At 71.7% G+C, this 20,650-nt stretch carries 19 protein-coding genes; 7 read left to right on the top strand and 12 right to left on the bottom strand.

All coding sequences use genetic code 11. The annotated features are described in order from the left end of the window. Positions 1-16: 16 nt before the first annotated feature. From ABZ621_RS04060 to ABZ621_RS04040, 5 genes are all read left to right on the top strand, one after another. Positions 17-1,345, top strand: a complete 1,329-nt coding sequence (locus ABZ621_RS04060) for a DUF2252 domain-containing protein (protein ID WP_360600817.1) — start codon at positions 17-19, stop codon at positions 1,343-1,345. 81 nt (positions 1,346-1,426) lie between these two features. After that, positions 1,427-2,110, top strand: a complete 684-nt coding sequence (locus ABZ621_RS04055) for a hypothetical protein (RefSeq protein WP_360600433.1) — start codon at positions 1,427-1,429, stop codon at positions 2,108-2,110. 63 nt (positions 2,111-2,173) lie between these two features. Then, on the top strand, positions 2,174-2,989 hold the full coding sequence (locus ABZ621_RS04050; protein WP_360600431.1) for a DsbA family protein: 816 nt from the start codon (positions 2,174-2,176) through the stop codon (positions 2,987-2,989). A 141-nt stretch (positions 2,990-3,130) separates the two neighbouring features. Next, entirely contained in the window at positions 3,131-4,780 is a 1,650-nt protein-coding gene (locus ABZ621_RS04045) for an alkaline phosphatase D family protein (RefSeq protein WP_360600429.1), read from the top strand. A 285-nt stretch (positions 4,781-5,065) separates the two neighbouring features. Further along, on the top strand, positions 5,066-6,064 hold the full coding sequence (locus ABZ621_RS04040) for a zinc metalloprotease (RefSeq protein WP_360600427.1): 999 nt from the start codon (positions 5,066-5,068) through the stop codon (positions 6,062-6,064). Between the two features lie 83 nt (positions 6,065-6,147). Here the strand turns inward: ABZ621_RS04040 and ABZ621_RS04035 are convergent, their stop codons facing one another. Both ABZ621_RS04035 and ABZ621_RS04030 read right to left on the bottom strand, forming a co-directional pair. Further along, positions 6,148-6,738, bottom strand: coding sequence for a dienelactone hydrolase family protein (locus ABZ621_RS04035; protein ID WP_360600425.1), 591 nt, complete (start codon positions 6,736-6,738; stop codon positions 6,148-6,150). A 47-nt stretch (positions 6,739-6,785) separates the two neighbouring features. Beyond that, complete coding sequence (locus ABZ621_RS04030; protein ID WP_360600423.1) at positions 6,786-8,372, bottom strand: Na+/H+ antiporter; 1,587 nt, start codon at positions 8,370-8,372, stop codon at positions 6,786-6,788. Positions 8,373-8,447: 75 nt separating this feature from the next. On the opposite strand from ABZ621_RS04030, the gene ABZ621_RS04025 reads away from it, so the two are divergent. Further along, positions 8,448-8,636, top strand: coding sequence for a hypothetical protein (locus ABZ621_RS04025; RefSeq protein ID WP_360600421.1), 189 nt, complete (start codon positions 8,448-8,450; stop codon positions 8,634-8,636). Between the two features lie 103 nt (positions 8,637-8,739). Here the strand turns inward: ABZ621_RS04025 and ABZ621_RS04020 are convergent, their stop codons facing one another. From ABZ621_RS04020 to ABZ621_RS04005, 4 genes are all read right to left on the bottom strand, one after another. Beyond that, entirely contained in the window at positions 8,740-9,207 is a 468-nt protein-coding gene (locus ABZ621_RS04020; protein ID WP_360600419.1) for a GNAT family N-acetyltransferase, read from the bottom strand. Next, positions 9,204-10,145, bottom strand: coding sequence for an RluA family pseudouridine synthase (locus tag ABZ621_RS04015; protein ID WP_360600417.1), 942 nt, complete (start codon positions 10,143-10,145; stop codon positions 9,204-9,206). The genes ABZ621_RS04020 and ABZ621_RS04015 overlap by 4 nt, the downstream gene beginning before the upstream one ends. 53 nt (positions 10,146-10,198) lie before the next feature. Beyond that, the gene (gene lspA, locus ABZ621_RS04010) at positions 10,199-10,759 is read right to left on the bottom strand and encodes a signal peptidase II (RefSeq protein ID WP_360600415.1); all 561 of its coding nucleotides are present in this window, start codon (positions 10,757-10,759) and stop codon (positions 10,199-10,201) included. Positions 10,760-10,864: 105 nt separating this feature from the next. After that, positions 10,865-11,665, bottom strand: coding sequence for a TraR/DksA C4-type zinc finger protein (locus ABZ621_RS04005; protein ID WP_360600413.1), 801 nt, complete (start codon positions 11,663-11,665; stop codon positions 10,865-10,867). 560 nt (positions 11,666-12,225) lie between these two features. Here ABZ621_RS04005 and ileS point away from each other — a divergent pair. After that, positions 12,226-15,363 (top strand): isoleucine--tRNA ligase, encoded by a 3,138-nt coding sequence (gene ileS, locus ABZ621_RS04000; protein WP_360600411.1) that lies wholly within the window; start codon positions 12,226-12,228, stop codon positions 15,361-15,363. 182 nt (positions 15,364-15,545) lie between these two features. On the opposite strand, the gene ABZ621_RS03995 is transcribed toward ileS, so the two are convergent. The 6 genes from ABZ621_RS03995 to ftsZ form a co-directional block, all read right to left on the bottom strand. Beyond that, positions 15,546-16,616, bottom strand: a complete 1,071-nt coding sequence (locus tag ABZ621_RS03995) for a DivIVA domain-containing protein (RefSeq protein WP_359522677.1) — start codon at positions 16,614-16,616, stop codon at positions 15,546-15,548. A gap of 55 nt (positions 16,617-16,671) precedes the next feature. After that, positions 16,672-16,962 carry a YggT family protein gene (locus ABZ621_RS03990; protein ID WP_031007132.1) on the bottom strand — a complete coding sequence of 97 codons (291 nt, stop codon included), beginning with the start codon at positions 16,960-16,962 and terminating at the stop codon, positions 16,672-16,674. A gap of 81 nt (positions 16,963-17,043) precedes the next feature. Further along, the gene (gene sepF / locus ABZ621_RS03985) at positions 17,044-17,664 is read right to left on the bottom strand and encodes a cell division protein SepF (protein WP_030748389.1); all 621 of its coding nucleotides are present in this window, start codon (positions 17,662-17,664) and stop codon (positions 17,044-17,046) included. 122 nt (positions 17,665-17,786) lie between these two features. After that, entirely contained in the window at positions 17,787-18,506 is a 720-nt protein-coding gene (locus ABZ621_RS03980) for a YggS family pyridoxal phosphate-dependent enzyme (RefSeq protein ID WP_360600408.1), read from the bottom strand. Between the two features lie 5 nt (positions 18,507-18,511). Then, on the bottom strand, positions 18,512-19,246 hold the full coding sequence (gene pgeF / locus ABZ621_RS03975) for a peptidoglycan editing factor PgeF (RefSeq protein WP_360600406.1): 735 nt from the start codon (positions 19,244-19,246) through the stop codon (positions 18,512-18,514). After that, a complete protein-coding gene (gene ftsZ, locus ABZ621_RS03970) occupies positions 19,243-20,457 on the bottom strand; it encodes a cell division protein FtsZ (protein WP_360600404.1) in 1,215 nt (404 codons plus the stop codon). Before ftsZ ends, pgeF begins: the two co-directional genes overlap by 4 nt. Between the last annotated feature and the right edge of the window lie 193 nt (positions 20,458-20,650).

Raw genomic sequence — 20,650 nt, 5'->3', positions numbered from 1 at the left:
ACAGGAGGCACCCTCGATGCCGGTCCACCAGCCCGCCGCCGCCGAGCGCGGTGAGCAGATCCTCGCCGTCTTCGACACCGCCTTCGGAGAGCTGCTCGCCGCCGACCCGGCGGCCTTCCGGGTCAAGTTCCGGAAGATGGCCGGATCCGCCTTCGCCTTCTACCGGGGCACCGCCTGCCTCTTCTACCAGGACCTGGAGGCGGAGGCCGACGGCGGCGGCCCGTTCCTGGACGAGCGGACCGGCCGGGTGTGGATCCACGGCGATCTCCACGCGGAGAACTTCGGCACCTACATGGACGCCAACGGACGGCTGATCTTCAACGTCAACGACTTCGACGAGGCGTACGTCGGCCCCTTCACCTGGGACCTCAAGCGGCTCGCCGCCTCGCTCGCCCTGATCGGCTACACCAAGGCGCTCAGCGACGGCCAGATCACCCGCCTGGTCCGGATCTACGCGGCGGCCTACCGGGAGCGGATCCACGCCCTCGCCTCCGGCAGCGGCGGCGACGGCGGCACCCCCTTCACCCTGGAGACCGCCGACGGGGCGCTGCTCGGCGCGCTGCGCGAGGCGCGGGCGATGACCCGCTTCGGGCTGCTCGACTCGATGACCGAGATACGGGAGTACGAGCGCCGCTTCGCCACCGGCGGCGGGTCGATCGAGCTGGACGCGGCGACCCGCTACAAGGTGCTCGCGGCCTTCGACGGCTATCTGGCGACCCTGCCGGAGTCGAGCCTGGTCCGCCCGGACTCGTACCGGGTGAAGGACGTCGTCGGGCGGCGCGGGATCGGCATCGGCTCGGCCGGCCTGCCCTCGTACAACGTCCTCCTGGAGGGGCACAGCGACGCCCTGGAGAACGACGTGGTGATCTACCTCAAGCAGGCGCAGACCCCGGCGGTCTCGCGGCACGTCACGGATCCGGCGGTGCGCGGCTACTTCCGGCACGAGGGGCACCGCACGGTGATCTCCCAGCGGGCGCTCCAGGCGCACGCGGACCCGTGGCTGGGGTGGACGGAGCTGGACGGCGCCGGTCAGCTGGTCGCCGAGGTGTCGCCGTACGCGGTCGACCTGGACTGGTCGGACATCGACGACCCCGAGGACATCGCGGCGACCGTGGCCGACCTGGGCCGGGCGACCGCCACGATGCACGCGGCGGCGGACGAGTCCAGCGGCCACTCGCTGGTGCCGTTCTCCACGGAGCGGGCCATCGACGGGGCGATCGCGGCCGACGAGGAGGGCTTCGTCGAGCTCCTGGTGGACTTCGCCCACGCGTACGGCGCACGCGCGCGTGCCGACCACCAGATCTTCGTGGACCTCTTCCGTAACGGCCGGATACCGGGCCTGTAAGAAGTCCCACAGCGCTTCGAGCGGGCCCACAGCTCCTTCTTAGGGACCCCTTATGACCCGGCATGGCACACTCGTTCAACAATGGACATGGCAGGGACGCGGCTGAGGGCGCTGCGGGCGGCGGTCTTCACGGCACTGGTCGTGACGCTGTCCGTGGCTTCCCATGTGCTGCTCTCCGGGGTGCCGCTGCCGCTGGGCACGGTCGCCCCGGTCGCCGCCGGCGTCTTCGCCGTGGCGTACGCGCTGGCCGGCCGCGAGCGCGGCTTCGTCCCGATCGCGGGGCTGCTCGTCCCGCTGGAGCTGGCCGCCGACACCCTCTTCACCTCCGGCCAGGCCGTCTGTTACGGCCCCGCCGGCGGGCCGGTCGCCGGCGCGCTGCGGTCCTTCGGGGTGGAGGTGCTGTGCGGCGGGGCCGTCGGCACCCCGCTGCCCGGGGTCGTGGCGCCCGAGGGTGGCGCCGTCGCGGTGCTCGCCTCCCCCGACCCGGCGCTGCCGTGGCTGCTGCTCGGCGCCCACGTGCTGGTCGGCCTCTCGGCGGCCGGCTGGCTGCGCGGCGGGGAGCGGGCCCTCGCACGGCTGCTCGGCGCGGCGGCGGCCTCGGCCTTCCGGCCGCTGGAGCTGCTCGCGGCCCTGGTGGGCGTCGCCCGTCCGGCGGCGCCCGGCCCGGCGCGCCCCGAGCCCCGGCCGCGCCCGTCCCGTACGCGTCTCCTGGTGCACTCCGTGGGGCGGCGGGGACCGCCGCGGGCCGCGCTCGCTCTCGTCTGAGCGGCCCGCTCCCCGACCTTCCCCCCCTTTTTTCTCTCTTCACCTCTCCGGAGATCCACGATCATGAGCGCACGCAACAACCAGGCCAACAAGGCTGCCGCCCGCGAGCGTCTGCGCGCCGAGCGCGAGGCCCAGGCCAAGAAGGAGCGGGCCCGCCGGCAGCTGGTCGTCGGCGTCTCGGCGGTGGCCGTGCTCGCCGCCGCCGGCGGCATCGGCTACGCCGTCGTCCAGGCCAACAAGCCCTCCGCGTGGGAGGCCGCCGCCGACTCGAAGTCGGTGACGGCCCCGAAGAACACCGAGGGCGAGAACGGCACGACCGTCGTCGTCGGCAAGGCCTCCGCGAAGAAGACCCTGGAGATCTACGAGGACTCGCGCTGCCCGGTCTGCGCGACCTTCGAGCAGTCGGTCGGCTCCACCGTCGAGAAGGACGTCGAGGCCGGCAAGTACAAGGTGAAGTACGTCGGCGCCACCTTCATCGACAACATGGACCAGGGCGAGGGCTCGAAGAACGCCCTGTCGGCGCTCGGCGCGGCGCTCGACGTGAGCCCGGAGGCCTTCCTCGACTACAAGGCGGCGCTCTACTCCGCGAAGTGGCACCCGGAGGAGAGCGAGGACAAGTTCGCGAAGGACTCCTACCTCCTGGAGGTCGCGGACACGGTCCCGGCCCTGAAGGCCAACGCCGCCTTCAAGAAGCACGTCGAGGAGGGCACCTTCGACGCCTGGGCGATGAAGATGTCGAAGACCTTCGACGACAGCGGGGTGACCGGCACCCCGACGCTGAAGATGGACGGCAAGACCCTCACGGCGGCGGGCTCGCAGAACCCGCCGCTGACCGTCGAGGAGTTCAACGCCGCCCTCACTCCGGTCCTCGGCGGCTGACGCCTCTCCTCCGCTTCCCGGCCCGTCCGGCCGGGAAGCGAGGGGCCTGGCGGAAAATCGTCGTGAGCGGCGGGCGAAACTCCGGAAAACTTTCCGCTTCCGTCTGTCAACCTTTCGTACCCGTCAGTAATCTGACTGGCCGTGACCAGTCACTCCATATCTCCTGCCCCCACGCGGCGCACGGTCGTCAAGGCCGCCGCCGTCACCGCCGTCACCGCGCCCGTGCTCCTCGGCGCGGCCTCGCCGGCCCTCGCGGACGCCCCGGCGCCCGCCTTCCTGCACGGTGTCGCCTCGGGCGACCCGCTGCCCGACGGCGTCCTGCTGTGGACGCGCGTCACCCCCTCCCCCGAGGCCGTGCCCGGCTCCGGGCTCGGCGCGGACGTCCGCGTCGACTGGGAGGTGGCCGAGGACCGCTCCTTCGCCCGGGTCGTCGCCTCCGGCGCGGCCACCGCGTCCGCCACCGCCGACCACACCGTCAAGGCGGACGTCCGCGGACTGCGCCCGGCCACCGCCTACTTCTTCCGCTTCACCGCCGGCGGCACCGTCTCGGCCACGGGCCGGACCCGCACCGCCCCGGCCGCCGACTCCGCCGCCCCGGGCGTCCGCTTCGGCGTGGTGTCCTGCGCCAACTACGAGGCCGGCCACTTCTCCGCGTACCGCCACCTCGCCGCCCGGGGCGACCTGGACGCGATCCTGCACCTCGGCGACTACATCTACGAGTACGCGAGCGGGGTCTACCCGGAGGCGAAGGACACCGTCCGGACCCACGAGCCGCGCCACGAGATCGTCTCGCTGGCCGATTACCGCACCCGGCACGGCCGGTACAAGACGGACCCGGACCTCCAGGCGCTGCACGCCGCCCACCCCGTGGTGGCGATCTGGGACGACCACGAGTTCGCCAACGACGCCTGGACCGGCGGGGCCGAGAACCACACCCCCGGCGCCGAGGGCGACTGGGCCGCCCGGGTCGCCGCCGCCAAGCGGGCCTACTTCGAGTGGATGCCGGTCCGCACCTCCACGGAGGGCACGGTCTTCCGCCGCCTCCGCTTCGGCAAGCTGGCCGATCTGCACCTGCTCGACCTGCGGTCCTTCCGCTCCGCCCAGGCGAAGACGGGCTCCGGCTCGGTCGACGACCCGGAGCGCACGATCACCGGCCGCGCGCAGCTCGACTGGCTGAAGTCCGGCCTGGCCGGTTCGGACGCCGCCTGGCAGCTGGTCGGCACCTCGGTGATGATCTCGCCGGTCGCCTTCGGCTCGCTGCCCGCGTACCTCCTGGAGCCGCTCGCCGAGCTGATGGGGCTGCCGGTCGAGGGGATCGCGGTCAACGTCGACCAGTGGGACGGCTACACCGACGACCGCAAGGAGCTGCTCGCGCACCTGAGTTCGCGGGCGATCCGGAACACCGTCTTCCTCACCGGCGACATCCACATGGCGTGGGCGAACGACGTTCCGGCCAAGGCGGCCACGTACCCGGTCTCGGCCTCCGTGGCGACCGAGTTCGTGGTCACCTCGGTGACCTCGGACAACCTGGACGACCTGCTGAACGTGGCCCCGGGCACGCTCTCGGTGGTGGCGGCGGGCGCGGTGAAGGCGGCCAACCGGCACGTGAAGTGGGTGGACATGGACCACCACGGGTACGGCGTCCTGGACGTGACCTCGGCCCGCTCGCAGATGGACTACTACACGGTCTCCGACAAGCGCGATCCGGCCGCGACGGCCTCCTGGGCGCGCTCCTACCGGACGCTCAGTGGAACGCAGCGCGTCGAGCGGGTGTACCAGCCGGTCGTCTGACCGACGATTTTCAGCCATGATCCTCTCTGTTAACGGGAGATCACATGGCTACGGCGGGTGGTGGATCCGGACAGGCGAATCCGGACACACCACCCGCCTCTCTCACCGGTTTCGTTACGTCGGTGTCTCAAACTCCGGAAGGCACCTGAAAATTTCTTCCCGATGCCCCCAATTGTCCTCCGATTGATTGGGCCTGATCACCGCTCAACGGTGTCTGACATGAACGCGTAATCTCCCCGCCGTGGCGAGGAAGTACCTCCCACAACCCCCCGCGAGGAGTCACCTGTGCGTGCTCTTGTCCGTATATCGCCGCGTACCTCACGTCGTGTACTCGGCACTGCCGTCCTGGCCGGAACCCTGGCCCTGGCGCCGTTCTCCGCCCCCGTCGTCGCCCAGGCGTCCCCGAGCCTGGCCGGCGCCTCCGCCGAGGAGTGCGCCGACGACACGGCCGCCCTGTCCGGCGCGCGCAAGGAGAAGGGCGCCGACGCCCACGCCCACGAGCCGGGTGAAGTCTCCGCCGCCCAGGCCAAGGCCATGGACGCCGACCTGAACAAGAAGCTCTCGGCGCTGAAGTCGAGCGGCCGGCTCTCCGCCTCGGCCGCCGCGGCCGGCGGGACCATCCCGGTCTACTTCCACGTCGTCCACAGCGGCACGACCGGCAAGCTGAGCTCCACGGACATCAACAACCAGATGAACGTGCTCAACGCGGCCTTCGGCGGCCAGGGCACCGGCAACGTGAACACCGGCTTCCAGTTCTCCCTCGCCGGCACCACCTACACGGACAACGCCTCCTGGTACAACCTGGCCTCCGGCTCCACCGCCGAGAAGAGCATGAAGCAGTCCCTCCGCCAGGGCGGCGCGAACGCGCTGAACATCTACACCGCCAACCTCAGCGGCGGCCTGCTCGGCTGGGCGACCTTCCCGTCCTCGTACCAGTCCAACCCGTCCATGGACGGCGTCGTCCTGCTCGACGCCTCCCTGCCGGGCGGCTCGGCGGCCAACTACAACCAGGGCGACACCGCCACCCACGAGGTCGGCCACTGGATGGGCCTCTACCACACCTTCCAGGGCGGCTGTAACGGCAACGGCGACTACGTCACCGACACCCCGGCCGAGAAGTCCCCGGCGTACGAGTGCCCGACCGGCCGTGACTCCTGCGCCTCCAAGACCGGTGTGGACCCGATCCACAACTTCATGGACTACACGTACGACGCGTGCATGTACCAGTTCACCACCGGCCAGGTGACCCGCATGAACGACCACTGGACCGCGTACCGCGCCTGACGGCCCGTCCGCGCACGGTGAACGGCCCCCGGGGGATTCCCCCGGGGGAATCCCCCGGGGGAATCCCCCGGGGGCCGTCCCCGTCACTCCTCCCCGGCGAGCCCGTCGAGCCCGTCGAGGAAGTCGAGCGCGATCGCCCAGGTCCGCTCCGCCGCGTCGGGGTCCCAGTCCGGCAGCTCCGGGTCCGTGTACACGTGCCCGGCCCCCCGGTAGCGGTAGACCTCCACGTCCGCGCCGGCCCGGCGCATCTGGAGGTACCAGGAGGACAGCCAGTCGTCCGTCTCGAACGGGTCCGGCTCCGCCACGTGCAGCTGGACGGGCAGCTCGTCCACGGAGGCGTTCGGCGCCAGGTCCGAGGTGCCGTGGAGCAGCAGCAGCCCGCGCGCCTTCTCGTCGCCGAGCGCCAGGGTCTGCGCGACCGAGGCGCCGAAGGAGAAGCCCGCGTAGACGAGACCGCGCTCCGAGTAGGGGGCGGCGGCCATGACCGCGCGCTTCAGCAGCTCGTCCGAGCCGATCTCGTCCTTCTTCGCCATGGCCACCTCCACCGAGTCGGTGGTCCAGCCGTCGAAGAGGTCCGGCACCCACACCTGGTGGCCGGCGGCCCGCAGCCGTTCCGCGGCGGCCTCCACGGCCGGGCGCTTCCCGTACACCGAGTGGAAAAGCATGATGTCCATCCCGCCATCCTGCCACCCGCCCCCGGCAACCCGCCGGAACCCCCAGGTCAGCGCATCGACCGGACGTCCAGGTGGCGCAGCACCCGGTCGACGACCTCCGGGTCGGCCCCCGGCTCGCTGCGCGCCGAGAGCACCGCGTGCCGCGCGGCGGACATCATCTCCCGCTGGATCGCCTGGAGCCGCTTCACCCGCTCGACCCGCTCGGTGAAGGCGGCCCGCCGCTCCTCGTCCACCATGTCCGGGCTGATCCGCGCGCCGATGTCGAAGGCCCCGCGCTGGAGCCGTTCGGCGACCTCCTCGGGCAGCTCCTCGACCTCCTCGATCTCCTTCAGGCGCCGCTTGGCGGCCTTGGCGGCCCGCAGCGCCAGCTCGCGCTCGAAGGCCCGCTCGGCGTCGGCGTCGGCCTTCACCCCGAGCCTGCGGACCAGCCACGGCAGGGTGAGCCCCTGCACCACCAGGGTGGCGAGGATCACGCAGAAGGCGAGGAAGATCAGCTCGTCCCGGCCGGGGAAGGGCGCACCGTCGTCCGTGGTGCGGGGGATGGCGAGGGCCAGCGCGACCGAGGCCACCCCGCGCATCCCCGACCACCACATGACGACGGTCTCCCGCCAGCTCGTCGGGATCTCCTCGTCGAGGTCCCGCCGGTCGTGCAGCTTCTGCGCCAGCCAGCCGGCCGGCAGCAGCCACAGCAGCCGGACGCCGACGACGACGCCGACGACCGCCGCGCCCCAGCCGAGCATCTCGCCCACGTGCCCCTCGGCGACGCCGAGGACGTGGATCAGCTCCAGGCCGATGAGGCCGAAGGCGATGCCGGTGACCAGGGTGTCGACGATCTCCCAGAAGGTCTGCCCGGCGAGCCGCCCCATCACGTCGTCGGCGTCGACCGCGTACTCGGCGAGGAAGAGCGCGGTGACCAGGACCGCGAGGACGCCGGAGCCGTGCAGCTCCTCGGCGAGGACGTAGGAGACGAAGGGGACGAGGAGGGTGAGCCCGGTCTGCAGGGTGGCGTCGCCGAGGAAGCCCATGAGCTTGTTGGTGAGCCAGCCGAGGGCGAGGCCGACCACGATCGCCACCACCGCCGAGAGGACGAACTGGCCCAGCGCCTCGGGCCAGGAGAACTCGCCGCTCACCACGGCGGCGATGGCCACGTGGTAGAGCACGATCGCGGTCACGTCGTTGAAGAGCCCCTCGCCCTCCAGGATCGACACGAGCCGCCGGGGCAGCCCGAGCGAGCCGGCCACGGCGGTCGCCGCGATCGGGTCGGGCGGGGCGACGAGGGCGCCGAGCGCGAGGGCGGCGGCGAGCGGGATGCCGGGCACCAGCGCGTCCGCGACCGCGCCGACGGCGGCCGTGGTCACGAAGACCAGGGCCACCGCGAGCAGGAAGATCGGCCGCCGGTTGGCCGCGAACTGCCGCCAGGAGGTCCGCTGCACGGAGGCGTAGAGCAGCGGTGGCAGCACCAGCGGGAGGATGAACTCGGGCGGGATCTCGACGTTCGGCACGAAGGGCAGGAAGGCCAGCACGATGCCGAGGAGCGTCATCAGGACGGGTGCGGGCAGCCCCAGCCGGTCACCGAGCGGGACGGTGAGCACCGCCCCGAGCAGCAGCAAGAACAGCAGGGCGAGCTGGTCCACGGTGTCCCCTTGAGCCGATTCAAGATCGAAGGCATATCATAAAAGGGACATTCCAGCCATCGCGAGGAGGGTGTCATGCTGAAGCAGACCATCGGGCGTCGCGCGGCGGCCCTGGTGCTCGCCGTAGCGGGCGTGCTCGGCGCCGGCTCGGCCGCGCTGGCGTCACCTCACCCGCCCACCAACGGCGGAAACGGCGGAGGCCAGAGCGGTCAGTGCACCGGTCCCGCCGCCGAGCGGCCGCACGGCTGCCACACCTGGAAGTAGACGGCGCCGAAACGCCGCACCCGGGCGCGCCGTGAACCGCCGCCCCGGACAGCCCGAGGGCCCGTATCCCACCGGACCGGGCCCTTTTCGCGCGCCGGAGCCGTCAGAGCACCCGGCGCATCGCCCGGTGCGGGATCCCCGCGTCGGGGAACTCCTCGCCGTACGCCACGTAGCCCAGCCGCTCGTAGAAGCCGAGGGCGTGGGTCTGCGCGTGCAGGTCGACGGCGGTGAGACCGCGCCCGCGGGCCGCGTCCTCGATGGCCCGGACCAGCGCCGCGCCGACGCCGAGACCGCGCGCCGCCTCGGCGACCGCGAGCCGGCCGAGCGAGCCGACGGAGGCGTCCGCACCGGTCTTGCCGGTCGCGTCGGCGCCGTGCAGCAGCCGCCCGGTGCCCAGCGGCACGCCGTCCCCGCGGACCGCGAGGACGTGCACGGCGGTGGCGTCGTACGGGTCGTACTCGATCTCCGCCGGGACGCCCTGCTCCTCGACGAAGACCTCACGGCGCACCGCGAAGCACGCCTCGCGGTCCTCGTCGGCGACGGCCTCGCGGACCGTGTACTCCCCGCTCACCGGCTCTCCGCCTCGATGCGGTCGAGGGCGGTCTGGAGGTCGGCCGGGTACGAGGAGGAGAACTCGACCCACTGCCCGTCACCGGGGTGCTCGAAGCCCAGCCGGACCGCGTGCAGCCACTGGCGGGTGAGGCCGAGGCGCTTGGCCATGGTCGGGTCCGCGCCGTAGGTGAGGTCGCCGACGCAGGGGTGGCGGTGGGCCGACATGTGCACCCGGATCTGGTGGGTGCGGCCGGTCTCCAGCTTGATGTCGAGCAGCGAGGCCGCCCGGTACGCCTCGATGAGGTCGTAGTGGGTGACGGACGGCTTGCCGTCGGCGGTCACCGCCCACTTGTAGTCGTGGTTCGGGTGCCGGCCGACCGGCGCGTCGATGGTGCCGCTCAGCGGGTCCGGGTGGCCCTGCACCAGCGCGTGGTAGCGCTTGTCGACCACGCGCTCCTTGAACTGGCGCTTGAGCGAGGTGTACGCGTACTCCGACTTGGCGACCACCATCAGACCGGAGGTGCCGACGTCGAGGCGGTGCACGATGCCCTGGCGCTCGGCGGCGCCGGAGGTGGAGATCCGGTAGCCGGCGGCGGCGAGGCCGCCGATGACGGTGGTGCCGGTCCAGCCGGGGCTCGGATGGGCCGCGACCCCGATCGGCTTCATGATCACGACGATGTCGTCGTCGTCGTGGACGATCTCCATGCCCTCGACGGGCTCGGCGACGATCTGCACCGGCGCCGGGGCGCCGGGCATCTCGACCTCCAGCCACGCGCCGCCGCTGACCCGCTCGGACTTGCCGACGACGGAGCCGTCGACCTGGACCTTCCCCGCCGCGGCGAGCTCGGCCGCCTTCGTACGGGAGAACCCGAACATTCGGGCGATGGCGGCGTCGACGCGCTCGCCCTCCAGGCCATCGGGAACGGGCAGGGTGCGGATCTCGGGACTCGTGCTCACTCGTCGAGTATGCCTTGCCGCGAGCCGCGCGTACGCCGTGCCGGGAGGTGCGCTCAGTCCTTGTGGACCGTGCCGTCCGGGTCCAGGCCCCGGAAGGACAGGATGACGATCAGGATGCCGCCGCAGACGATCGCCGAGTCGGCGAGGTTGAAGACGGCGAAGTGGGCCGGGGCGATGAAGTCCACGACCGCGCCCTCGAAGACGCCCGGCGAGCGGAACAGCCGGTCCGTGAGGTTGCCCAGCGCGCCGCCGAGCAGCAGGCCCAGCGCGATCGCCCAGGGCAGGCTGTAGAGCTTGCGGGCCAGTCGGATGATCACCACGATGACGGCCGCCGCGATGCAGGTGAAGACGATGGTGAACGCCTCGCCCATGCCGAAGGCCGCGCCCGGGTTCCGGATCGCCTCGAAGCGGAGCAGGTCGCCGATCACCTTGATCGGCTCGCGGCCCTCCAGCTTCTCCACCACGACGATCTTGCTGCCGAGGTCGACGAGATAGGCGAGCACGGCCACGACGAAGAGCGCGACGATCCGCCGCCTCCCCTGGGGCCGCTCCTCGGCCTCCGCCGCATCCGGTGCTGAATCCGGCGTACCGATGACGCTCTCCGTCTCTGCCACGTGAGTGAGTCCCTCGTACCTCGTTGCCTGACCGTGCCCCGAGGGTACGGCACAGACGTGCGAGACCGGCAGTCCGAGCCGCCGGTCCCGAACCGGAGGCCGGCCCTAGCCTCGCCGCTCCTGCTTCTGCTTGTCCTCCACGCAGAGGGTGGCGCGGGGGAAGGCCTGCATCCTGGCCTTGCCGATGGGCTTGCCGCAGACCTCGCAGAGGCCGTACGTGCCCGCGTCGAGCCGCTCCAGGGCGTGCTCGGACTGCTCCAGCATCTCCCGCGCGTTCGCCGCCAGGGCGAGCTCGTGCTCGCGGGTGATGTTCTTGGTGCCGGTGTCCGCCTCGTCGTGGCCCGCGCCGTCCCCGGAGTCCCGCATCAGCCCGGTCAGCTCCTCCTGGGAGTGGACGAGCTCGCTGCGCAGCCGCAGCACCTCGGCCTGGAGCTCGCTGCGGGCCTCGGCGACCTCGTCCGGCGTCCACGGGTCCTCGCCGGGCCGCACCGCGAGCTCACCGGTCCGTGCCGGGGGCACGGCCGCCTCGTCCTCGGCGGTCGTGACGCCACCCGCGGTCTTCTTCGCTGCCACCGTCCTGGCTCCTGTCTGCTTCTTCGCGGCGGCCTTCCGGCCGACGGCCTTCTTCACGGACTTCTTCGCCGACGGCTTCCCGGCGGCCGTCTTCTTCGCGGCCGGCGCGGCGGACGCCGGGGCCTCCGGCGCCTCGTCCGCGGACGCGCTCTCCTCGGACGCGCTCTCCTCGGACGCACGCTTCGTCGCCTTGCGTGCCGGGGCCGCCGCCTTCCGCTTCCCGGCCGGGCGGGCCGGGCCGTCCGGGGACTCGGGGTCGCCCGGGGAACCGGCGGCCCCGGGGTCCCCGGCGGCGGCCGGGGACTGCTTCGCGGCGGTCTTCTTCGCCACCATGTCGCGGCCCCTTCACATTTTGTGATCTTGCTCGCGCATCGTGCTGGGACGATAAATCGGCCCAAGGCGCGCGGCAACGGGGCACGCCGCCCATTCCGCCCACCCCGTGCCTCCCGGCGCGGGCCCGTGGGAAGTGGTGCCCAACTCCCCGCCGGGTTATCCACCCCGCCGCTCCCCCGCACGGCCCCCGGGAACCCGCCGCGCCCCGTGTGCCCATTCGGGTCACCGGCAATCCGGTCGGCCCGGCACCCCCGCGCCCCGTACACTGGCCTCAGCGAGAGGCGTCGATGGGGACCAGTAGCGTCGTACGCGAGCCATGAGCGACCCGGGGACGGTGAGAGCCCGGGGGCGAGCCCGATGCGAAGCATCACCCCGGAGCTGCCGGAAGAAAGCCGCGTGCACACGCACCACGAAGCGCGGTGACTAGACCCGGTGTCGCGACCCCAATGAGGGGGCTTCGGACGGTCACGCCCGGGGCCAAGGAGGGTGGTACCGCGGGAGCACGGCTCTCGTCCCTCCGACGGAAGCAGGAAATGTCCGTCCGGAGGAGAGTCCGCCGCATGACCACGCCGCAGTACCGCCAGGTGCCCGCCCAGGTCGACCTGTCCGCGCTCGAGCACGCCGTGCTCGACTTCTGGCAGGAGAACAAGGTCTTCGCGAAGACCCTGGAGCAGTCCGAGGGCCGCCCCGAGTGGGTGTTCTACGAGGGCCCGCCGACCGCCAACGGCATGCCGGGCGCCCACCACATCGAGGCCCGCGTCTTCAAGGACGTCTTCCCGCGCTTCCGCACCATGCGCGGCTACCACGTGGCCCGCAAGGCCGGCTGGGACTGCCACGGCCTCCCGGTCGAGCTCGCCGTCGAGAAGGAACTCGGCTTCTCCGGCAAGAAGGACATCGAGGAGTACGGCATCGCGGAGTTCAACGCGAAGTGCCGCGAGTCGGTGACCCGCCACACCGACGCCTTCGCCGAGCTGACGACCCGGATGGGCTACTGGGTCGACCTCGACGACGCCTACCGCACCATGGACCCCTCGTACATCGAGTCGGTCTGGTGGTCGCTCAAGCAGATCTTCGACAAGGACCTGCTCGTCCAGGACCACCGCGTCGCCCCCTGGTGCCCCCGCTGCGGCACCGGCCTCTCCGACCACGAGCTGGCCCAGGGCTACGAGACGGTCGTCGACCCCTCGGTCTACGTCCGCTTCCCGCTGACCTCCGGCCCGCTCGCCGGCCGGGCCGCGCTCCTCGTCTGGACGACGACCCCCTGGACGCTGGTCTCCAACACGGCCGTCGCCGCCCACCCCGAGGTCACCTACGTGGTCGCCACGGACGGCGACGAGCAGATCGTCGTGGCCGAGCCGCTGCTCGACAAGGCCCTCGGCGAGGGCTGGGTCACCACCGGCGAGTCCTTCACCGGCAAGGAGATGGAGCGCTGGACCTACCAGCGCCCCTTCGAGCTGGTCCCGTTCGACGCCCCGGCCCACTACGTGGTCAACGCCGAGTACGTGACGACCGAGGACGGCACCGGTCTCGTCCACCAGTCCCCCGCCTTCGGTGAGGACGACCTCAAGGTCTGCAAGGCGTACGGCCTGCCGGTGGTCAACCCCGTCCGCCCCGACGGCACCTTCGAGGAGGACGTGCCGCTGGTCGGCGGCGTCTTCTTCAAGAAGGCCGACGAGGCGCTCACCGCCGACCTCGACGCCCGCGGCCTGCTCTACCGGCACATCCCGTACGAGCACAGCTACCCGCACTGCTGGCGCTGCCACACGGCCCTGCTCTACTACGCGCAGCCGTCCTGGTACATCCGGACGACCGCCGTCAAGGACCGGCTCCTGGAGGAGAACGAGAAGACCAACTGGTTCCCGGACTCCGTCAAGCACGGCCGCTTCGGGGACTGGCTCACCAACAACGTCGACTGGGCCCTCTCCCGCAACCGCTACTGGGGCACCCCGCTGCCGATCTGGCGCTGCGAGGACGACCACCTGACCTGCGTCGGCTCGCGCGCCGAGCTCACCGAGCTGACCGGCACCGACCAGTCGGACCTCGACCCGCACCGCCCGTACATCGACGCGGTCACCTTCCCGTGCCCCAGCTGCACGAAGACCGCCACGCGCGTGCCCGAGGTCATCGACGCCTGGTACGACTCGGGCTCCATGCCGTTCGCCCAGTACGGCTACCCGTACAAGAACAAGGAACTGTTCGAGTCCCGCTACCCGGCGCAGTTCATCTCCGAGGCCATCGACCAGACCCGCGGCTGGTTCTACACCCTGATGGCCGTCGGCACACTCGTCTTCGACAAGTCCTCGTACGAGAACGTGGTCTGCCTCGGCCACATCCTCGCCGAGGACGGCCGCAAGATGTCCAAGCACCTCGGCAACATCCTCCAGCCGATCCCGCTCATGGACCAGCACGGCGCCGACGCCGTGCGCTGGTTCATGGCCGCCGGCGGCTCCCCCTGGGCGGCCCGCCGGGTCGGCCACGGCACCATCCAGGAGGTCGTCCGCAAGACGCTCCTCACCTACTGGAACACGGTCGCCTTCCAGGCCCTGTACGCCCGTACGTCCGGCTGGGCGCCGTCCGCGGCCGACCCGGCGCCGGCCGACCGCACGGTCCTCGACCGCTGGCTGCTCTCCGAGCTGAACACGCTGGTCGCCGAGACGACCGAGGCGATGGAGGCGTACGACACCCAGCGCACCGGCAAGCTGATCTCGGCCTTCGTCGACGACCTGTCCAACTGGTACGTGCGCCGCTCCCGCCGCCGCTTCTGGCAGGGCGACAAGGCGGCCCTGCGGACCCTGCACGACGTCGTCGAGACCGTCACCCGCCTGATGGCCCCGCTCACCCCCTTCATCACGGAGCGGGTCTGGCAGGACCTCGTCGTCCCGGTGACGCCCGACGCCCCCGAGTCGGTCCACCTCGCGACCTGGCCCGAGGCCGACGCGGCGCTCATCGACGGGACGCTGTCCGAGCAGATGCTGCTCGTCCGCCGTCTGGTCGAGCTGGGCCGCGCCACCCGCGCCGAGTCCGGCGTGAAGACCCGTCAGCCGCTCTCCCGCGCGCTCGTCGCGGCGAACGGCTTCGCGGCGCTCTCCCCCGAGCTCCAGGCGCAGATCACGGAGGAGCTGAACGTCTCCTCCCTCGCCTCCCTCTCCGAGGTCGGCGGCTCGCTGGTCGACACCACGGCCAAGGCGAACTTCCGCGCCCTCGGCAAGCGCTTCGGCAAGGGCGTCCAGGACGTGGCGAAGGCGGTGGCCGCGGCCGACGCGGCGGCGCTGGCGCTGGCGCTGCGGGACGGCGAGGCGCCGCTCGAGGTGAACGGCGAGACGATCACCGTCACGCCGGAGGAGATCATCATCACGGAGACCCCGCGCGAGGGCTGGTCGGTCGCCTCCGACTCCGGCGCGACGGTCGCCCTGGACCTGGAGATCACCCCCGAGCTGCGCCGTGCCGGCCTGGCCCGTGACGCGATCCGCCTCATCCAGGAGGCCCGCAAGAACAGCGGCCTCGACGTCGCGGACCGGATCGCGCTCCGCTGGACGTCGACGTCTCCCGAGACGGCGGAGGCGCTGGCGGTCCACGCGACGCTCATCGCGGACGAGGTGCTGGCGACGGACTTCGCGCAGGGCGAGCCCGACGCGTCCCACGGCCCCGCCTTCGAGGACGAGCCCCTGGCCCTCACCTTCCACCTCCGCAAGGCGTAACCCCCGCCGAGAAGGGCCCCGCACCACCCGGTGCGGGGCCCTTCCGCATGGCCGCGACCGCCACGCGGGGACGGCCGGATGCGGGTCGTGGGAACGGCGAAGGGCCAGGTGCCTGGAGTGATCCAGGTCCTGGCCCTTCGGCTGCCGACGGCTACGTGCTCAGCGCACGCTCAGGCGCCGCCTCAGTTGTCGTCCTCGTCGATCAGGAAGCCGCGCATCGGCGCCGGCGCCTGCTGCATCGGCTGCGGCGCCTGCGGACGGACCGGAGCCATCGGCTGGGTCATCGCCGGGGACATCTGCTGCTGGCCGCCGTAGGACGGGCCACCGCCCATGGACGGACCGCCGCCCATCGGGCCGTTGCCGCCGTAGGACGGCGCACCCGCACCGGCCGAGGCCATGGACGGGGCCGGCGGCAGCGAGGCCGTGGCCGGGGTCCGCGGCGGAGCCAGCGAGTCGTCCGCCTGGGTCTCCAGCTGACGCAGCTGGGACTCCAGGTAGGACTTCAGACGGGTCCGGTACTCGCGCTCGAAGCCCCGCAGGTCCTCGACCTTGCGCTCGAGGGTGGCACGCGCGGACTCCAGGGAGCCCATCGCGACGCGGTGCTTCTCCTGCGCGTCCCGCTCAAGAGCGTCCGCCTTGGCGCGGGCGTCGCGCTCCAGGCCCTCGGCGCGCGAGCGCGCCTCGCCGACGATCTTGTTGGCCTCGGAGCGGGCCTCGGCGATCGCCTGGTCGGCGGTCTGCTGGGCCAGCGAGAGGACACGCGCGGCGCTGTCGCCACCGGGCTGCTGCGGAGGCTGCGGCTGCATCTGCTGCTGCTGCGGGTGACCCATGGGGCCGCCCTGCATCGGGCCGGGACCCATCGGACCGCCCTGCATCGGGCCGGGACCCATGGGTCCGCCCTGCATGGGGCCGGCGGGAAGCTGAGGAGCACCGGAAGGCAGCTGCGGCGGGCCCATCTGCGGCGGCTGCTGCTGGACCGGCGGACCGGATATGGCGGCGGGCACCGGGGCGCCGGGTCCGACGGGACGGTCCTGCGGCTCCGGGGGCTTGCGCATGGCCTGCTGCTGGTTCTGCGCGGCCGCACGCGTGGCCGCGGCCAGCTTGGCGCGCAGGTCCTCGTTCTCGCGGAGCAGACGGGTCAGCTCGGCCTCGACCTCGTCGAGAAAGGCATCGACCTCGTCCTCGTCATAGCCTTCTCGCAGGCGGACGGTCGTGAACTGCTTGTTCCGCACGTCCTCAGGAGTCAGCGGCATCTCTTCTTCACCTCTACGTAGTCGTCGGCAGTCGGCAGGACCGTATCGTCCACACTCACCTCGCGAGGGAGTTCACGACGGAGATGAGGATGTAGACGATGATCATCAGAACGAAGAAGGACAGGTCGAGTGCCACGCCCCCGAGACGAAGCGGCGGGATGAGCCGCCGCAGAAGCTTGAGCGGTGGATCGGTGACAGTGTAGGTGGCCTCCAGAACGACCACCATCGCCTTACCGGGTTGCCATGAACGTGCGAACTGGAAGACGTAGTCCATGACGAGCCGGAAGATCAGGAAGACGAGGAAGCACATCAGCGCGATGTAGACCACCTGTAGTGCGACGCCCATCCCGCTGTTCCCTCTCCCCTGGCCCTCGTGTGCTCAGCTTGCTCCGACCGCCCTCGCGGCCGGTCCGTCCGGTCTCGTTCCTCAGCTCTGGTTGAAGAATCCGCCCTCTGCGATCCGGGCCTTGTCCTCCGCCGTGACATCGACGTTAGCAGGCGACAACAGGAACACCTTCTGCGTCACGCGCTCAATGCTGCCATGGAGCCCGAAGACGAGTCCGGCGGCAAAGTCGACAAGTCGCTTCGCGTCCGTGTCGTCCATCTCCGTGAGGTTCATGATCACCGGGGTGCCCTCACGGAAGTGTTCCCCGATGGTACGGGCCTCGTTGTAGGTCCGGGGGTGGAGCGTGGTGATGCGGTACGGCTCCCGCTCGGACACGACCTTGGGCATGATCACCGGTGCGTTCTTCTCCAGGCTCGGGCGTTCGGGTGTGATGGATGCCACGGGGGCAATTCGGGCCGGACGTCCACTTTCGGCGAGTACCGGGGCAGAGTGGGCGACCGGTTCCCGGGGGGCCGGAGGGGCCACCACGCGCACGGGTTCCTCACGCTCGATCTGGCGCGGGGGGGTGTGGCGCCGCTCCCTCTCGGGCTCCGGCTCCAGCTCGGGTTCGAAGTCGTCGTCGGGGTCGAAGCCCCGGCCGTCGTACCCATCGTCCTCCACGAGACCGAGGTAGACCGCCATCTTGCGCATCGCGCCGGCCATGCTCCGATTCCTCCGCTCTGTGGTGGATCGGCCTCGTCACCAAGTGCCCGCGATCCACGCGGTCACCCCGCCGTTCGCGGAATGACCATATTTTCTGCTGTGGTCCGACCTGCTTCGCGACGTTACCCGAGCTTCGGGCGGACTCCGAGTACCGCCGTACCGACGCGTACGTGTGTCGCCCCGGCGGCGATGGCGTCCTCGAGGTCCGCGCTCATTCCCGCTGACACCATGTTCGCAGCCGGACGGTTCGCGCGCAGGGCAGTCGACAAATCCATCAGCCGGTCGAAGGCGGCCCGTTGCCGCCCGGCGTACTCCCCGACGAGCGGGGCCACCGTCATGAGTCCGGCGAGCCTCAGCCCGGGGGCCTCGTCGAGGGCGGCGGCCAACTCCTCGACGCCGTCGGGCGCGACGCCGCCGCGGTCGCCCCGGCCGCCCGCCTCGGCGTCGAGGGCGACCTGGATCAGGCAGCCGAGCTCCCGCCCGGCCTTCCCCGCCGCCGCGGAGAGCGAGGAGACGAGCCTGAGCCGGTCGACGGACTGCACCACATCGGCATAACCCACCACGGATCTGACCTTGTTGGTCTGCAACTGACCGACGAAGTGCCAGGCGAGATCGAGGTCGGCGCAGGCGGCCGCCTTGGGCGCGGCGTCCTGGTCGCGGTTCTCCGCCACGTGACGCACCCCGAGTCCGTGCAGGATCCGCACATCGCTCGCGGGGTAGGTCTTGGTGACGACGATCAGGGTGACCTCCTCGCGGGGCCGCCCGGCGGCGGCGCAGGCCGCGGCGATCCGCTCCTCCACCCGTGCCAGGTTCTCCGCGAGTTCGGACTTACGGTCCGTCATTCCTCTTACCTGCCCAACCAGACATATCCCGCGAGTCGCCCGGTGGTGCGGTCGCGGCGGTACGAGTAGTGGTCGCCGGACTCCAGGGTGCAGACCCCGGCGTCCTCGACGTCGGTCACGCCGAGCCGGGCGAGCTGGGCCCGGACTCCGGCGGCGACGTCGACGGCCGGGGTGCCCCAGGAGGTCTCCGCGTACGCGTCGGGTTCGACGGCCGCGACCTCGGCGCGCATCGCCTCGGGGACCTCGTAACAGCGTCCGCAGACGGCGGGGCCCGTGCGGGCGGTGATCCGGCCGGGCTCGGCGCCGAGCTCCGTCATCGCCGCGACGGCGGCGGGGACGACTCCGGCGATCATGCCGGGCCGCCCGGCGTGGGCGGCGGCGACGACACCGGCGACCGGGTCGGCGAGGAGGACGGGGACGCAGTCCGCGGTGAGGACGGCGAGGCCGAGTCCGCGGCGGGTGGTGACGATCGCGTCGACGGCGGGGACGGCCTCGCCGTGCTCCCAGGGGCCGTCGACCACGGCGACGTCGGCGCCGTGGACCTGGTTCATCCAGACGACGAGGTCCGGGTCGAGGCCGAGCCCGGCGGCGGCGCGGGCCCGGTTGGTCCGTACGGCCTCCGGGTCGTCGCCGACGGCGCCGCCGAGGTTGAGCTCCTCGTACGGAACGGCGCTCACCCCGCCCCACCTGTCGGTGAAGGCGAAGTGCGCGCCGTTCGTCGTGTGGCGGTGCCCTATCACTTCAGGAAGTCCGGCACGTCCAGCTCCTCGGCGGGGCTGTCCGCGTACGGACGGGCCGGCGGGACCACCGGCGGGGCGGGCGGCAGCGGGGCCTCGTTGACGGCCGGGACCGGCTCGACCGGGGCGGCCGCGGGCTCCTCGCGCGGGGTCACCGTGCCGAGGCCGCCGAGCGGGCGGGGGGTCTCGGCGACGCGGGGGGCCGGGGCCGGCTCCTCGCGCTTGGCGGAGACCGAGCCGATGATGTTGTCCCGGCGGGCCGGCGGCTGGCCGCCGTCGAAGCCGGCCGCGATGACGGTGACCCGGACCTCGTCGCCGAGGGCGTCGTCGATGACGGCGCCGAAGATGATGTTGGCCTCCGGGTGGGCGGCCTCGCTGACCAGCTGGGCGGCCTCGTTGATCTCGAAGAGACCGAGGTCGCTGCCGCCGGAGATGGAGAGCAGCACACCGCGGGCGCCGTCGATGGACGCCTCCAGGAGCGGCGAGGAGATCGCCATCTCGGCGGCGGCCACCGCGCGGTCGTCGCCGCGGGCGGAGCCGATGCCCATGAGGGCGGAGCCGGCCTCGGACATGACCGACTTGACGTCGGCGAAGTCGAGGTTGATCAGACCCGGGGTGGTGATGAGGTCGGTGATGCCCTGGACACCGCTGAGCAGGACCTGGTCGGCCGACTTGAAGGCGTCGAGGACCGACACCTGGCGGTCCGAGATGGACAGCAGCCGGTCGTTCGGGATGACGATGAGGGTGTCGACCTCTTCGCGGAGCTCGGCGATGCCGTCCTCCGCCTGGTTGGCGCGGCGCCGGCCCTCGAAGGTGAAGGGGCGGGTGACCACGCCGATGGTGAGCGCGCCGAGCGAGCGCGCGATGTTGGCGACGACGGGCGCGCCGCCGGTGCCGGTGCCGCCGCCCTCGCCGGCGGTGACGAAGACCATGTCGGCCCCCTTGAGGACCTCCTCGATCTCCTCGCGGTGGTCTTCGGCGGCCTTGCGGCCGACGGCGGGGTTCGCCCCGGCCCCGAGGCCGCGGGTCAGTTCACGGCCGACGTCGAGCTTGACGTCGGCGTCGCTCATCAACAGTGCCTGTGCGTCGGTGTTGATGGCGATGAACTCGACGCCCTTGAGACCGACCTCGATCATTCGGTTGATGGCATTGACACCACCGCCGCCGACACCGATGACCTTGATGACTGCGAGGTAGTTCTGCGGTGCTGCCACGTCGAAGGCCTCTCGCCTCGAGTTACGTGTCGTCATTGCGCGGTGGTTTGCGCGCCGCGACGACGGATGCCGATGGGGTGGTCCGTGCGCCGACCCCAACCCTAACGTTGAAGTTTAGGGTTACCAGTGTCCCTGCCCGCTGGACTCTTCCGAACAGGACACTAAGTCGACAAGGTGCGCGTGTTCAACGAAC

Source organism: Streptomyces sp. NPDC007863, from assembly GCF_040633895.1.
Lineage (GTDB): Bacteria > Actinomycetota > Actinomycetes > Streptomycetales > Streptomycetaceae > Streptomyces.
The sequence above is the reverse complement of the archived record's forward strand: the minus strand, read 5'-3'. Positions and strand labels throughout refer to the sequence as shown.